Genomic DNA, 12,938 nt, shown 5'->3' on the forward strand with positions numbered 1-12,938 from the left:
GGGTTCAGCCGTTGGCGGCGAGGGCCTCGGCCTGTTTCCTGAATCCGGCGATCAGTTCGATCATCGGCGCCTTCACCTCGGGACGCGCGGTCTTGAGCGTGCCGGCGTTGAAGGGTGGCTGCGGATCATATTCGCTCATCAGCTGGGTGCATTCGGCGTAGGTCCGGTCGCGCAGTTCGGCGATCATCGTCGGCCCGAAATCGAGCCCCGACGTCACTCCCGCGCCGGTGATGCGGTTGCGGTCGCGCACGACACGCGCGTCGGTCGGGATCGCGCCGAAACCCGCCAGCGCGTTGCGGCACGACCAGTGCGAGGTGGCCTTGTACCCCTTCAGCAATCCGGCCTTGCCGCGGATCAGCGAGCCCGAGCAGACGCTGGTGACGTATCTCGCGCGGGCACCGCGATCGGCGATGAATGCAATGGTCGCGGGATCCCGAGCCGCAGAGATCGTCCCGTCGGTGCCGCCCGGCGCGAACAGCACCGTCAAGTCCCGCGAACAGGTGTCGAAGGTGGCGTGCGGCGTGATTGTCACGCCCGCGTCGCTGGTCACCGGTTCGAGCGTTTTCGCGACCAGCATGACCTTGGCGCCCATCATCGATGCGAACATCGACTGTGGCCCGATCAGGTCCATGACGGTCATGCCGGGGTACATGAGCATCGCGATCTGTTCGTCGCCTATCCAGTGGATGCCGTCGCCGCTGTTGCCGGGCATCGCGTGGTTCATGGGCGGCGCCATCGGCGCAGGTTTAAGCCTGGCGGACGCCGTCTGTGCGCCGGCCGCACCCGCCGCCAGCGGAGAGAGCAGCGTCATCAGCGCAGCGGTACGGCGATCGATGTTGGTCATCGATATATCCTTTCAGAGACGCGTCTTGAGCGTGACGAACGCCGAGTGCGGCTGCGTCGGCATCACGACCGGGAAGGCGAAATACTGATAGGTGTCGAAGCTGCGCGCGCCGCCCAGGTTGACGGCTGACACCTGCACAGTGAACCGCCCGATGTCATAGGATGCCTGCGCGTCGATCGCCGCATAGCCCGGCACGGACACGCTGTTGGGCAGCGTGATCTCGCGCGCGGTGAAGGCGGTGACGCCCGCACCCAGCGACAGGCCCTTCGCCGCACCGCCCAGGACGCGATACCGTGCGGCGATACGCCCGCTGTGCCGCGGCACGCGCGGCAACCGGTCGTCGATCAGCGATGTGTTGGTGTCACGGGTGACCGCAGCATCGGTATAGGCGTAGTTCGCGATCATCGAGAACGCCGGGCGCGGTTCCCAGATCAGGTCGGCCTCGATCCCGCGCGATCGCTGTTGCCCGGTCTGCACCGCGAAAAACGGAAAGGCCGGATCGGGATCGGGCGTCGCGACGTTGTTGCGCGTCTGTTCGTACACCGCCAGCGTGCCCGACAGGCCGATGCCGGTCGCCGCAAGCTTGATGCCACCTTCGACGTTGCGCGACGTTTCCGGCCGCGGCGTAAAGCGGCTCATGAGGCCGAACGCGCCACGAAAGGCTGTGGCATAACCGGCATAGAGCGCTACCCCCGGCACGACGTCGACCGTCGCACCGATCCGCGGCGACAGCCGATGATACGTTTCGTCTGTCGCCTGCTGGTCCTCGCGGAACTTGAACCGCGTGTAGCGAAGCGATCCGGTGAGGTGCAGCCAGCCATAATCGGCCTGATCCTGCGCGTAGATGGCCCGCGTCTCGTATCGGTCCGTCTGCAGGAGACTGGGAGGCAGGATTTCGCCGAACGACACGTCGTAGGTCGGATCGGCGAGGTCGATCGATCCGCGCGTCATGCCCGTGAAGGCCATGTCCGAATAGAAATCGGTATGGTCGTAGCTCGCCCCGACGAGGAACGTGTGCGTCCCGCCCACCATCTCCGTCTTGGCGACCAGGTTCGCATCGAACGTCGCCTCCTCGAAATGGCTGAGCATGTTGAGCGCGAGCAGTGGATAGGTCGTCGGGGTGGCGGGGTCGGCCGGGTACATGTCCGGATAGATGAAGGTCCCGAACTGCGGCACGCGGCTTTCGTAATAGCGGCCTGTGACGGTCAACCGCACGTCGTCGCCGAAGTCGTGCCGCAAGGTGCCGGTGACCATCTGGTTCGTGGTACTGGACCGCGGCTGACCGTTCGGCGCGCCGGGAAAGGCATTGCGATCCACTTCGCCTGCCAAGGTCTGCGTGGCGGGAAGCCCCGAATATTCCAGTTGCTCACGGCGACCATATTGCCCCTGCACCATCAGGTCGGTCCGGGTGCCGAGCTGGAAAGCGATGCTCGGCTGGACGAAGATCCGCTCGCCCTCGATCCGGTCGACCCAGTGGTCGTTGCTCTGATATTCGCCGGCGATACGCGCGGAAATGCCCGTTGTGATCGGCACGTCGAGTTCGCCGTAAGGATTGAAAGTCGCGAAGCTTCCGGCCCGGATCGCGGCATAGCCCTGAAGCTTGGTTCCTGGGCGCTCGCTTTCGATATTGATGAGGCCGCCAAGCGGCGAGCCGACGCCGCCGCCGTAGAGCGTGGCGCTCGGGCCTTTCAGCACGTCGATCCTGCGGATGCCGACCAGGCTTGCGGGATCGTTGGCCGCCGAAAACGCGCCGAACATCGGCAGGCCATCCTGATAGATCTCCGCCATGAAGCCGCGCACGATCGGCCCTACGGTCAAGCCCTCCTCGGGGCGGTTGCCGACGACACCCGAAACATTCGCCAAAGCCTCGCCGAGCTGGCGACGATCCTGTTCGCGCAGCAGCGCGCCGGTCAGCACCTGCACCGACTGCGGCACATGGATCAAAGGCGTGGTGGTGCGCGTCGCGGACGCCGTCTCGGGAACGGCATATCCGTCGCGGATACCCGTGACGACGATCGTATCGCCAGCCCAGCTTGGCCCGGCATTGGTCGGTATGGGGTCAATCGGCGCAGTCCGATCTTCGACGTTCTGAGCGTGCACGGTCGGAATAGAGAAAGACGTACAGGGCGCGGCGACGGCGACAGCCATCGTCGTCCCAAGAAGAGACTTCGGTCGAAACATCGAAAATGCCTTTGACTGGCGCGCGAGCCTTTGGCAGCGCACCATGAACGACAGCGACCCGCCCCCGATGGGAGGCAGGTGCGATTCAACAGGTCAACGGAAGACGGGCGGGCCTTGCGAGGGCGGCCGGAGATGCGGCGTAAGTGCAAGGCGCGGCGATCCGACCGCTCGCGAGCCAACCGCCATGACGAAGGCGATGGCCGCGATCAGCAGGACGGGATCGACCGCCGCGAGCGCGTGCGCCGAAAGGCTGGAGAACGCGCACGGCATCTCCGTCTTGCCATGCTCGTCGGACTTGCCTTGATCGGCCATGTCGCCGTGCATCCCCGGCATGGTCATGTCCATGTCCCTGCTCGTGCTAGGGTTAATGGTCTGCGGTGCGACCCCCGAGCAGATCGTGATCGCGATCCGACCGTGCTCGGCGGAGATCATATAGCCCGATGGGATCAGCAGCTTCAGCGCCAGCGCCGCAACGCAAATCAGCGCAGCAAGATGGCGATGAGCCAGAACATGGCGGCGAAGTGCGAACACCCGATGCGAGGTAGCCCAGTCATGAGCAACTGTCACTTGGACAGGATGACCTCCCCGTGACGTTCGTGCGATCCGAACCTGCCGCCGTTCCATGCGCAATTCCGCCCGGGAACATTCGTTGGCAAAGAAGCAAAAATAATCGCGGGTTCCCAATATCATGGGGATATCGAAATGGACTTAAGCACCAGCCCTGCAGCGCACATGAGACATAATGTCACATCGACCAGGGCGACGGCGTGACTTAGCGCGTTCTCATGCCGGCCATTCGCCATCTTGTTCAAAACCATTCGCTGGCGATAGTCTTGATCCTTGCGGTATCGCTTGCATTACGGCTCGTCGTACCGAGCGGATACATGCCGACGATGTCGCACGGCAAGATGATCGTATCGATTTGCTCGGGCACGATGACCGAGCCGATGGTCCTGGAGGTACCCGGACTGGCGCAGCAGCCGGACGATGCGAGCCACGACGCCCCCGCAAAGCATGACACACCGTGCGCCTATGCCGGCCTGACGATGGCGGCGCTTGCTGCAGTACCGCTCGACCTGCTGATCGTCGCTCTGGCCTTCACGATGGGCAGCGGCCTACGCCCTGGACCGGCACCGGTCGAGACGTCGCGGTACGGGCTTCGACCGTGGGCGCGAGGCCCCCCCTTCCCCCTCTGACCAGTCGTTCATGCGTCTGAACGTCCACTCGGTGGTCTCGTCCAGCTGAGCCGACGCGCGGCGCCCGCTTCGTCAGAGATGCCCGCGTCGATCGCGGGCGGAACAGGATCATCAATGTCTAACTCATCGTCCGCCCGGGCGAGGGCGTCGTGTGCCCGGCGCCAAGGCCCCGTCTCACTGATCGGAAGGGCAGCGGAATGCTGACTCCCGGTGAACGGCGTTTCCGCCGAAAACTCGACATCTTCGTGGTTCTGCTGGTCGCGGTCACCGCGATGCTCCTCATGCTGGAACGCGCGACCGAAGAGCGTGCAGGCGCAACCGATCCGCAGCCGGCCACGAGCACGGCAGGATGAACTTGGTGCCGAGCGCCAGTCGTTCGGCATCGCTCCGTGCCCGGCCAGGTCCGGCACGACGAACAGGCCTCCCATGACAGATTATGCGCTTCTTCTCGCACGGATACAGTTCGCCTTCACGGTATCCTTCCACTTCCTGTTTCCCGCGTTCTCGATCGGGCTCGCCAGCTTCCTGATGACGCTCGAGGGCCTTTGGCTCAGGACCGGGCGCGGCGTGTACGCCAACCTCTACCGCTACTGGCTGAAGATCTTCGCGATCGTGTTCGGCATGGGCGTCGTCTCCGGCATCGTCATGTCCTACCAGTTCGGCACCAACTGGTCGGTGTTCTCCGACCGGGCCGGCCCCGTGATCGGTCCGTTGATGGCCTACGAGGTGCTCACAGCCTTCTTCCTGGAAGCGGGCTTCCTCGGCGTCATGCTGTTCGGCATCACGAAGGTCGGGCGCGGACTGCACTTCTTCGCTACCTGCATGGTGGCGCTTGGCACTCTAATCTCGGCGACCTGGATCCTGAGCGTCAACAGCTGGATGCACACTCCGACCGGCTTCGCGATCAATGCGCAAGGGCAGTTCGTCCCTGCAGGATCGTGGCTGCCGATCATCTTCAACCCCAGTTTCCCTTACCGGCTGACCCACACGGTCATTGCCGCATTCCTGACGACGGCGCTGGTCGTCGCCGCGGTTGGTGGATGGCACCTGCTGCGCGATCGGGCGAACCTCGGCGCGCGCAAGATGCTGGCGATGGGCCTGGGCATGATCGCGGTCATGGCACCGCTCCAGATCCTGGCTGGCGACGAGCACGGGCTGAACACGCTCGAGCATCAGCCGGCCAAGGTGCTGGCGATGGAAGGGCATTACGACGCGCATCCTGACGGAGCGCCGCTCATCCTGTTCGGCCTACCCAGCGACCGCGACGAGCAGGTCCGCTATGCCGTGGAGATACCCAGGCTCAGTTCGCTGATCCTGCGCCATGACCTGAACGCCCCGCTGCCGGGACTGAAGGATTTCGCGCGCAATCGACGTCCCCCGGCAACGATCCTGTTCTGGTCGTTCCGGATCATGGTCGGGCTTGGGCTGGCAATGCTCATGCTCGGCGTGTGGGGACTGTGGGCACGGTGGCGAGGCCGGTTGTACGACACACCCTGGCTACACCGCGCGGCGGTGGCAATGGGACCGGCGGGCTTCGTGGCAGTGCTCGCCGGCTGGATCACGACCGAGGTCGGCCGGCAGCCATGGGTCATTTATGGTCATATGCTGACGGCGGACGCGCGCTCGCCGATTGCTGCCCCCGCAGTGGCGACGTCACTTGCCGCTTTCGTCGTCGTCTACTTCGCGGTCTTCGGATTGGGCGTCCTCTACGTCCTTCGCCTGATCGCCAAACCACCCGAAGCGCATGAGGCTGAGCCGCGCCGCACGCCGCGCCATGCAGCCGGCATCACGCCGGCAGCGACCTTCGAGCCGACCAACAAGGAGAAGGACGCATGACCGGCCTGACATACAGTCTGGACCTTACGGTCGTCTGGGCCGTCATTATCGCATTCGGCATATTCGCCTATGTCGTCATGGACGGGTTCGATCTTGGCATCGGCATCCTGTTCCCCGGCTTCGAGGTCGGGGCGGAGCGTGACGCCGCGATGAATTCGATCGCGCCGGTGTGGGACGGAAACGAGACGTGGCTGGTGCTAGGCGGGGGCGGGCTGTTCGCGGCCTTCCCTCTTGCCTACGCGATTATCCTTCCCGCCACCTATCCGCTGGTGATCGCCATGCTGCTGGGCCTGGTGTTTCGCGGGGTGGCGTTCGAGTTCCGCTGGCGCGATCCGGTGCACAGACGTTGGTGGGACAGGGCCTTCATGCTGGGTTCTCTGGTCGCAGCGATCGCCCAGGGCATGATGCTAGGCGCAATCCTGCAGGGCATCCGGGTCGTGGGCCGTGCCTTCGCCGGGGGATGGCTGGACTGGCTCACTCCGTTCACCGTCCTGACCGGTATCTCTGTAGCGGTCGGCTACGCGTTGCTTGGCGCGACCTGGTTGATCGGTAAGACGGACGGCCCCGCACAGGCGCACGCGCGACGGATGGCCAGGATGCTGAGCATCGCTACGGTCGTTGCAATGGCCGCGGTCAGTGTGGCGACGCCATTCCTCAGCTACGATTATTGGCGACGCTGGTTCGCGATGCCAGGGGTCCTGCTGACCGCGCAGGTACCGTTGCTGGTCATCGTCATCACAAGAATCCTGTTTTGGTCGATCGCCCGCGGTAGGCACAAGCTACCCTTCCTCGCGGCGCTTGCACTGTTCCTGTTGGGCTATGTCGGGCTGGGCATCAGCATCTTCCCCTATGTTGTACCGCGCGCCATCACGATCTGGGCAGCTGCGGCACCGGCGCAGAGCCAGTTGTTCATGCTGGTCGGGACCGTCGTCATTATCCCGATCATCATCGGCTATACCGGTTGGGCCTATTGGGTTTTCAGGGGTAAGGTCGGCGAAGGGTATCACTGATGGCCACGCCCAAATCTCCGTTCGTCCGGCGGCTGTGCTGGCTGGCAGCGATCTGGACCGGGAGCGTGCTGGCACTTGCGGCGGTCGCCTTCGCCATTCGTTCGGTGCTACTTTAGTCTCTTCTACTCCGGCCGGGAAAGGCGAGTTTCCAGGCCGGAAGGGGGGCTGCATGCATCGGTACGCGCCACGTGCCGGCGTCCGTCGGCGCACGCTCTAATCGGTGATCTTATCAGCCCGGGCGTCGATCATTCGCCGTGGCGGCGACTTCACGCACACCTGCCACGAAGCCCGTAAGCATGTCCTGCGCCCGAGCGAGTACCGCAGGGGGCGCGTGGTCCGGCGTACCGCTATCGAGCGAAGGCGCCGGTGCATATTCGGCAAACAGCTGGACCATCTGTGCAAACTCGGTGGGACGAAGCCGCTGGATCAGGGCAAGCGCTAGGTCGAGGCCAGCGGAGACCCCTGCCCCGGTCGCCCTGTTGCGGTCGAAGACGACGCGCTCATCGACTTCGACCGCGCCGAATTCCTTCAGCAGCGGTCGGCCAATCCAGTGCGACGTCGCGCGATACCCGTTAAGGAGTCCGGCGCGACCGAGCACGAGCGATCCCGTGCAGACACTCGTCACCCACTTGGCGCGCGCTCCACGATCGCGCAGGAAGGCGAGCATCGCCGGATCGCGCATCGCCGCCAGCGTGCCGGCGGTACCGCCACCAATCAGCAACACGTCGAGATCCTTGGGGCAGGTCTCGAACGTGGCGGTTGGCGTCAGGACGAGGCCGTTCTCGGACGGTATCGGGCGAATACTGTCGGCAACGAAGTGGATCGTCGCACCGGCCAGCCGGCCCAGGAAATAATGCGGCCCAATAACGTCGAGCGCCGTGACGTGATCGTACAGGACGATGCCGATCTGCTCATTGCCCTTCCAGGCGGCAGGAACCTTGTCCATGTAGCCGTTCGGTTCGGCGCTGGTGTATGATGCCTCCAAGGGCGCCGTTCCGCTTGCCAGAAGCGTTCCAAACAGAGTCATCATCGTTGCCGTTCGGCGATCGCAGTCGACCATGTGTGGCTCTCCAGTGGTTCGTGGATACTCGTACGCCGGATGGTATCATCGCAACTTTCCCGGCCGAGGCCGAACCCAGCGCCTGTTTATCGCATGACTAGCCACCGCGACCCCCTTGTCACTTGGGCAGAATGCCCAAGTGACAAGGCCCCCTGATCACGATAGCTCTGCGTCGTGCCTGCGATCCGCCGCCTCCTTGCGCAACGTCATCTTGCCGTGCTGCTATGTGTCGCGGTGCTGCTGTTGAAGCTGCTCGTTCCGACCGGGTACATGATCGCGAACGACGGCGGTGCGATCACCATCGTTACTTGCTCGGGCATGACGACCGAAGCGACGGCGATGCCCGGAATGGGCGACGACATGGCCACGATGAAGGCAGCGATGCCCGACCACGCGCCGTCGACCGATCACGGCAAGACCGAAATGCCCTGCGCCTATGCGGGTCTTTCGGCACAGATCCTCGGCGCCGTCGATCCCGTCATCCTGTTGGCCGCGCTCGCCATCGTCGCCGCGTCGGCCTTGCGGACAGCGCCCAAGGCAACGCTGCAACCTCATCCGTATCTACGCCCACCGCTACGTGGACCACCGCTCTCGCTGAACTGACGATCGTCCGCCCACCGGCATGACCGGATGCAGCGGCACTGTCACCGTGCACCCGTCGCGTGATCGGGTGTGCGTACAGGCTCGTCACGTCGATCGACTGACCGGGAGGCGCCGACACCATGTCGGCGACCAAGCTTTCGCGCACGATCGATGGAGCCTTTCGCGATAAGGAAATCATCAATGTTTCGCTGCCTGTTTTTCGGGGTGATCGCCCTGTGCGCGCCGGTGCCGTCGTTCGCTCAAGGCGCGCCGGCACCGTTCACGCTTCCCGCGTTACCCTATGCCACCGAGGCGCTTGATCCCGCGATCGACGCGACGACCATGACGATTCACCACGACAAGCATCATCAGGCCTATGTCGATGCGCTGAACAAGGCCGTGGTGGCCGATCCGTCGCTCGCGGGCCGATCGCTGGAGGCGTTGCTGGCGAAGGCCAGCACGCTCCCGCCGGTCGTCCGGAACAACGCCGGCGGTCATTGGAACCACAGCTTTTTCTGGAAGACGATGGCGCCGGCCGCACAGTCCGGGCAGCCTTCCGCCCCGCTCGGGGCCGCAATCGATCGACAGTTCGGTTCGCTCGCGGCATTCAAGGTCGCCTTCAGGGAAGCCGGTACGAAGCGGTTCGGCTCGGGCTGGGTGTGGCTGGTGGTGAAGGCGGATGGCACGCTCGCCATCACATCCACCCCCAACCAGGATAATCCGCTGATGGATGTCGCCGATGTGAAGGGCACCCCGGTGCTGGGCAACGACGTGTGGGAACACGCCTACTACCTCAAATACCAGAACCGCCGCGCCGACTATCTCGATGGCTGGTGGCAGGTTGTGAATTGGAAGACCGTTTCGGACCGCTTCGCTGCTGCGCGCACGCGCTGAACCCTATCAAAGGAAGTAGAATGACCTATCGCATCGCGCTGGCGCTCGTCGCCACGCTTGCCACCCCTGCCCTTGCGCAGGATGTCCGCAAGGGCTCGCTCACCATCTCGCAGCCCTGGTCGCGGGCTACGTCGCCGCGTGCCACGGTAGGGGCGGGCTTCCTGACGATCCGCAACGCCGGAGCACGAGGAGACCGGCTTATTTCCGCCACGTCGCCGCGCGCGGAACGCGTCGAGATCCACACCATGTCGATGGACGGCGGGGTCATGCGGATGCGCCAGCTCGTCGATGGTCTCGCAGTGCCGGCAGGCGGCACTGCGACGCTCGCGCCGAGCGGCAATCACATCATGCTGATCGGCCTGAAGTCTCCCCTCAAGGCAGGCGAACGGGTTCCGGCGACGCTGCGTTTCGCGCGCGCGGGGACGGTGACCGTGCAGTTCGCCATCGGTGGCGCTGGCGATGCAGCGCCAGCCGGTCAGAATGGGGGGCGCAAGTAATGTCGGATTCACGCACGCGCGGTCTGTTACGCGGTACCGCTCTGGCTACCGTACTCACGCTCGGGCTGATTGTGACCGTCACAGGGTGCTCGCGCCAACCCGAAGCGTCAGGCAACGGCGCCACGACATCGCAGCGGGCCGGACCGGGCGGTCCTTTCAAACTGGTCGATACCCAAGGTCGGACAGTCACCAACGAGACCCTCAAGGGCAAGCCCTACGCGATCTTCTTCGGCTTCACGCGCTGCCCGGATGTGTGCCCAACGACGATGGCGCGCATGGAACTTCTCCGCAAGCGGCTTGGGACCGAAGCGGACAAGATGAACGTCGTGTTCGTCTCGGTCGATCCCGAGCACGACAAGAAAGAGGACATCGCCAGCTTCCTCTCGATGTTCGATGCGCCGGTGATCGGTCTGACCGGAGACCCAGCCGAGCTGAAGCGGATGGAGAAGTCGTTCAAGATCTATGTCGAACGTGTGCCGCTGCCGAACGGCGATTACACGATCGATCACACCGCACGGATACTGCTGTTCGATCGTGATGGGCAATTTGTCGACACGATGGACGCCAAGGAACCGGAGGCTCAGGCGGTAACTAGACTGAAGCGACTGATCGATGCTTAGGTTTCTCGGGATGGCGGGCGCTTTTGCGCTCGCCGGCTGCGGCATTCCGAACACGGTCGTCGACAAAGGGCGCATCGCTCAAGCGACCGAAGCGCACTTCGGCAGTGCGCGGTTTCCGATCGAGCTTGGTCCGGTCGTCATAAGCGGCGATCACGCGATCGCGGACTGGACCCAAGGCGACTTTGGCGGTCGGGCCTTGTTCGAGCGGGGGACGTACGGCTGGATGCTGGTGCTCTGCAGCGGCGATTCGATCCGACGCGCGGAGAATCTGAAGCGCGCTGGCGTGCCCGACTTCAACGCCGGCTGGATCGCCGACCGGCTTGCCAAAGCGGAAGCCGAACTGCCCTCCGAGAACCTGGCTCGCATGAAGCGCTTCGTAGGCACGGCGCAGGACCACGAAAACTATCTGAAGACACTGGAGGGGAAGTGATATCCGGATCGAGCTCAGCGCTACCTTTTGATCATGCGGAAGGTTTCACGGCGTTCATCCTCCGGCGTGATCGAACGAGGTCAGGATCGGGCACGGTCCCGCGGAACCACTGGCGCATTCGCGTTCTAGCCGTCGAAGCGACTCCCGTGCCTTTTCCAGCGCCTCGATTTGCGAGCCCAGCGCAACGAGCCGCTCCTTCGCGAGCGCCCGGACCCGTGCCCGATCCTCGGTCGCGTCGAGTGCGAGCAGTTCGCCGATCTGCTCAAGCGTGAAACCGGCTGCCTACGCGGAACGGATGAACCGAAGCCTACGAACATCGTCGTTGTCATAGCGCCGGATACTCCCCGACTGGCCGTACCCATCCGGTCGAGCCGGCGTCCCGAGGAGGCCCCGCCGTTGATAGTAGCGAACTGTCTCGACACCCACATCGCCCGCGCGCGCCAGCCCGGCAATCGTAAATCCTGACACCCCTTGACTCCGTACCACAGTACGGACCCTATACAAGTGGCAGTGCATGGATACCAGCCAAAGGCCGCTGCAATGACTTCAATCGCCGATCCCCGCCGAGCCGTTCTCTACCGCATGGTGATGGACCAGCACGTGTGCCCCTATGGGTTGAAGGCGAAGGACCTGCTGCGCCGAGAAGGCTATGCCGTCGAGGATCGCTGGTTGCGCACGCGCGCCGATACCGATGCGTTCAAGGCGAAATACGGTGTGAAGACGACGCCGCAGACTTTCATCGGCGGTGAACGGATCGGCGGATACGACGATTTGCGCCGGCATCTCGGCAAGACCGTCGCCGATCCCAAGGCGACCACCTACCGGCCCGTAGCGGCATTGTTCGTCATCACCGCGTCGATGGCTTTGGCTGTAAGCCACGCGGTATATGCCACGCCGTTCACGCCGCAGGCTGCGGCGTGGTTCATCGGGTTCAGCATGACGGTACTGGCCTTGTTGAAGCTCCAGAACATCGAGGGCTTCGCGACGATGTTCCTCAACTACGACCTGCTGGCGAAGCGCTGGGTGCCGTATTCGTACGTCTATCCGTTCGCCGAAGGACTGGCGGGCGTACTGATGATCGCAGGCGTGCTGACCTGGCTGTCGGTGCCGATCGCGCTGGTCATCGGTACGGTCGGCGCGGTGTCCGTGGTCAAAGCCGTATATATAGACCGACGTGATCTCAAGTGCGCGTGTGTTGGCGGATCAAGCAACGTTCCGCTCGGCTTCCTGTCGCTGACCGAGAACCTGATGATGATCGCGATGGCGGCATGGATGGGGCTTTCGGTTCACCCAACCCTGTGATCGGCATCCTCGAAAGCATGACCGGGCTGGGAATGAGCCCGGATCAATGCTCCTTTCGGCATTGACGTTCAGTTGCGAGGAACGCGGACAATTTCGAATCCGCCCTTGATCGATCGCATCTGCAATCCCGTACCGTCCAGCATGGCCTGCAACGCCCGTTGAGGCACCATGGTGCCGACGACCGGCTTTGAGCGCTTGCCCTTGGCCAGCTTCGTGCCGGAAATCGGGCACCTGGTCGTGAGGCGCAGCTGGTTGAGCGCCCGGTCCAGTCGATCACCCGGGATGGCGATGGCGACCGGTTCATTCCGGCAGTCATACTGGAGACCCTGAGCGCTGACGTTGGCGCCAATGCCGGTCACCATCACAGCCAATGTTGGAATTACCAGTCGGGCGATGGAGGTGCGCATTCGCTTGATCCTTATGTATGCGAGATGGCCGTCGCGGGCCGTATGCCGTGACGGCAATCCTCTCTAACGGACTGTCATT

General features: G+C 63.9%; 16 protein-coding genes and 1 pseudogene. 11 read left to right on the top strand and 6 right to left on the bottom strand.

Going from position 1 to position 12,938, the window contains the following annotated elements; all coding sequences use genetic code 11:
* Positions 1-4: 4 nt before the first annotated feature.
* The 3 genes from IFT54_RS18975 to IFT54_RS18985 form a co-directional block, all read right to left on the bottom strand.
* Positions 5-844, bottom strand: coding sequence for a DJ-1/PfpI family protein (locus tag IFT54_RS18975; protein WP_192071785.1), 840 nt, complete (start codon positions 842-844; stop codon positions 5-7).
* 12 nt (positions 845-856) lie between these two features.
* Positions 857-2,944 carry a TonB-dependent siderophore receptor gene (locus IFT54_RS18980; protein ID WP_192071786.1) on the bottom strand — a complete coding sequence of 696 codons (2,088 nt, stop codon included), beginning with the start codon at positions 2,942-2,944 and terminating at the stop codon, positions 857-859.
* A 174-nt stretch (positions 2,945-3,118) separates the two neighbouring features.
* Positions 3,119-3,715 (bottom strand): hypothetical protein, encoded by a 597-nt coding sequence (locus IFT54_RS18985; protein ID WP_244649276.1) that lies wholly within the window; start codon positions 3,713-3,715, stop codon positions 3,119-3,121.
* Between the two features lie 194 nt (positions 3,716-3,909).
* Between IFT54_RS18985 and IFT54_RS18990 the strand changes: the two genes are divergently transcribed.
* The 5 genes from IFT54_RS18990 to IFT54_RS19010 all read left to right on the top strand — a co-directional run bounded on the left by IFT54_RS18990 (position 3,910) and on the right by IFT54_RS19010 (position 7,183).
* Positions 3,910-4,221 carry a hypothetical protein gene (locus tag IFT54_RS18990; protein ID WP_192003475.1) on the top strand — a complete coding sequence of 104 codons (312 nt, stop codon included), beginning with the start codon at positions 3,910-3,912 and terminating at the stop codon, positions 4,219-4,221.
* A 197-nt stretch (positions 4,222-4,418) separates the two neighbouring features.
* On the top strand, positions 4,419-4,574 hold the full coding sequence (locus tag IFT54_RS18995) for a hypothetical protein (protein ID WP_167398894.1): 156 nt from the start codon (positions 4,419-4,421) through the stop codon (positions 4,572-4,574).
* Positions 4,575-4,647: 73 nt separating this feature from the next.
* Positions 4,648-6,057 (top strand): cytochrome ubiquinol oxidase subunit I, encoded by a 1,410-nt coding sequence (locus tag IFT54_RS19000; protein WP_192003474.1) that lies wholly within the window; start codon positions 4,648-4,650, stop codon positions 6,055-6,057.
* Positions 6,054-7,067, top strand: coding sequence for a cytochrome d ubiquinol oxidase subunit II (gene cydB / locus IFT54_RS19005; protein ID WP_192071787.1), 1,014 nt, complete (start codon positions 6,054-6,056; stop codon positions 7,065-7,067). The genes IFT54_RS19000 and cydB overlap by 4 nt, the downstream gene beginning before the upstream one ends.
* Positions 7,067-7,183, top strand: coding sequence for a DUF2474 family protein (locus IFT54_RS19010; protein WP_107959533.1), 117 nt, complete (start codon positions 7,067-7,069; stop codon positions 7,181-7,183). The genes cydB and IFT54_RS19010 overlap by 1 nt, the downstream gene beginning before the upstream one ends.
* Positions 7,184-7,296: 113 nt before the next feature.
* On the opposite strand, the gene IFT54_RS19015 is transcribed toward IFT54_RS19010, so the two are convergent.
* Positions 7,297-8,052, bottom strand: a complete 756-nt coding sequence (locus IFT54_RS19015; protein WP_192071788.1) for a DJ-1/PfpI family protein — start codon at positions 8,050-8,052, stop codon at positions 7,297-7,299.
* 249 nt (positions 8,053-8,301) lie between these two features.
* On the opposite strand from IFT54_RS19015, the gene IFT54_RS19020 reads away from it, so the two are divergent.
* The 5 genes from IFT54_RS19020 to IFT54_RS19040 all read left to right on the top strand — a co-directional run bounded on the left by IFT54_RS19020 (position 8,302) and on the right by IFT54_RS19040 (position 11,150).
* A complete protein-coding gene (locus tag IFT54_RS19020; protein ID WP_244185384.1) occupies positions 8,302-8,730 on the top strand; it encodes a DUF2946 family protein in 429 nt (142 codons plus the stop codon).
* Between the two features lie 150 nt (positions 8,731-8,880).
* A complete protein-coding gene (locus IFT54_RS19025) occupies positions 8,881-9,603 on the top strand; it encodes a superoxide dismutase (protein WP_244649278.1) in 723 nt (240 codons plus the stop codon).
* 20 nt (positions 9,604-9,623) lie between these two features.
* Positions 9,624-10,100 carry a copper chaperone PCu(A)C gene (locus tag IFT54_RS19030; RefSeq protein WP_192003471.1) on the top strand — a complete coding sequence of 159 codons (477 nt, stop codon included), beginning with the start codon at positions 9,624-9,626 and terminating at the stop codon, positions 10,098-10,100.
* Positions 10,100-10,720 (top strand): SCO family protein, encoded by a 621-nt coding sequence (locus tag IFT54_RS19035; RefSeq protein WP_192003470.1) that lies wholly within the window; start codon positions 10,100-10,102, stop codon positions 10,718-10,720. Before IFT54_RS19030 ends, IFT54_RS19035 begins: the two co-directional genes overlap by 1 nt.
* Positions 10,721-10,730: 10 nt before the next feature.
* Positions 10,731-11,150, top strand: a complete 420-nt coding sequence (locus IFT54_RS19040) for a copper uptake system-associated protein (RefSeq protein WP_192071789.1) — start codon at positions 10,731-10,733, stop codon at positions 11,148-11,150.
* A gap of 54 nt (positions 11,151-11,204) precedes the next feature.
* Here the strand turns inward: IFT54_RS19040 and IFT54_RS19045 are convergent.
* Positions 11,205-11,666 (bottom strand): annotated as a pseudogene (locus IFT54_RS19045) (MerR family transcriptional regulator).
* A 24-nt stretch (positions 11,667-11,690) separates the two neighbouring features.
* Here IFT54_RS19045 and IFT54_RS19050 point away from each other — a divergent pair.
* Positions 11,691-12,452 (top strand): MauE/DoxX family redox-associated membrane protein, encoded by a 762-nt coding sequence (locus IFT54_RS19050; protein ID WP_192071790.1) that lies wholly within the window; start codon positions 11,691-11,693, stop codon positions 12,450-12,452.
* A 68-nt stretch (positions 12,453-12,520) separates the two neighbouring features.
* On the opposite strand, the gene IFT54_RS19055 is transcribed toward IFT54_RS19050, so the two are convergent.
* A complete protein-coding gene (locus tag IFT54_RS19055; protein ID WP_107959525.1) occupies positions 12,521-12,859 on the bottom strand; it encodes an STN domain-containing protein in 339 nt (112 codons plus the stop codon).
* Positions 12,860-12,938 lie beyond the last annotated feature (79 nt).

Source organism: Sphingomonas sp. CFBP 13714 (genome assembly GCF_014842205.1).
In the GTDB taxonomy this organism is placed as follows: domain Bacteria; phylum Pseudomonadota; class Alphaproteobacteria; order Sphingomonadales; family Sphingomonadaceae; genus Sphingomonas; species Sphingomonas aerolata.

What these genes read in the sequence shown, in the direction of transcription:
- IFT54_RS18975 (WP_192071785.1), bottom strand. Translation starts at nt 844, where the DNA reads ATGACCAACATCGATCGCCGTACCGCTGCGCTGATGACGCTGCTCTCT.
- IFT54_RS18985 (WP_244649276.1), bottom strand. Translation starts at nt 3,715, where the DNA reads ATGATATTGGGAACCCGCGATTATTTTTGCTTCTTTGCCAACGAATGT.
- IFT54_RS18990 (WP_192003475.1), top strand. Translation starts at nt 3,910, where the DNA reads ATGCCGACGATGTCGCACGGCAAGATGATCGTATCGATTTGCTCGGGC.
- IFT54_RS18995 (WP_167398894.1), top strand. Translation starts at nt 4,419, where the DNA reads ATGCTGACTCCCGGTGAACGGCGTTTCCGCCGAAAACTCGACATCTTC.
- IFT54_RS19000 (WP_192003474.1), top strand. Translation starts at nt 4,648, where the DNA reads ATGACAGATTATGCGCTTCTTCTCGCACGGATACAGTTCGCCTTCACG.
- cydB (WP_192071787.1), top strand. Translation starts at nt 6,054, where the DNA reads ATGACCGGCCTGACATACAGTCTGGACCTTACGGTCGTCTGGGCCGTC.
- IFT54_RS19010 (WP_107959533.1), top strand. Translation starts at nt 7,067, where the DNA reads ATGGCCACGCCCAAATCTCCGTTCGTCCGGCGGCTGTGCTGGCTGGCA.
- IFT54_RS19025 (WP_244649278.1), top strand. Translation starts at nt 8,881, where the DNA reads ATGGAGCCTTTCGCGATAAGGAAATCATCAATGTTTCGCTGCCTGTTT.
- IFT54_RS19030 (WP_192003471.1), top strand. Translation starts at nt 9,624, where the DNA reads ATGACCTATCGCATCGCGCTGGCGCTCGTCGCCACGCTTGCCACCCCT.
- IFT54_RS19035 (WP_192003470.1), top strand. Translation starts at nt 10,100, where the DNA reads ATGTCGGATTCACGCACGCGCGGTCTGTTACGCGGTACCGCTCTGGCT.
- IFT54_RS19040 (WP_192071789.1), top strand. Translation starts at nt 10,731, where the DNA reads ATGGCGGGCGCTTTTGCGCTCGCCGGCTGCGGCATTCCGAACACGGTC.
- IFT54_RS19050 (WP_192071790.1), top strand. Translation starts at nt 11,691, where the DNA reads ATGACTTCAATCGCCGATCCCCGCCGAGCCGTTCTCTACCGCATGGTG.
- IFT54_RS19055 (WP_107959525.1), bottom strand. Translation starts at nt 12,859, where the DNA reads ATGCGCACCTCCATCGCCCGACTGGTAATTCCAACATTGGCTGTGATG.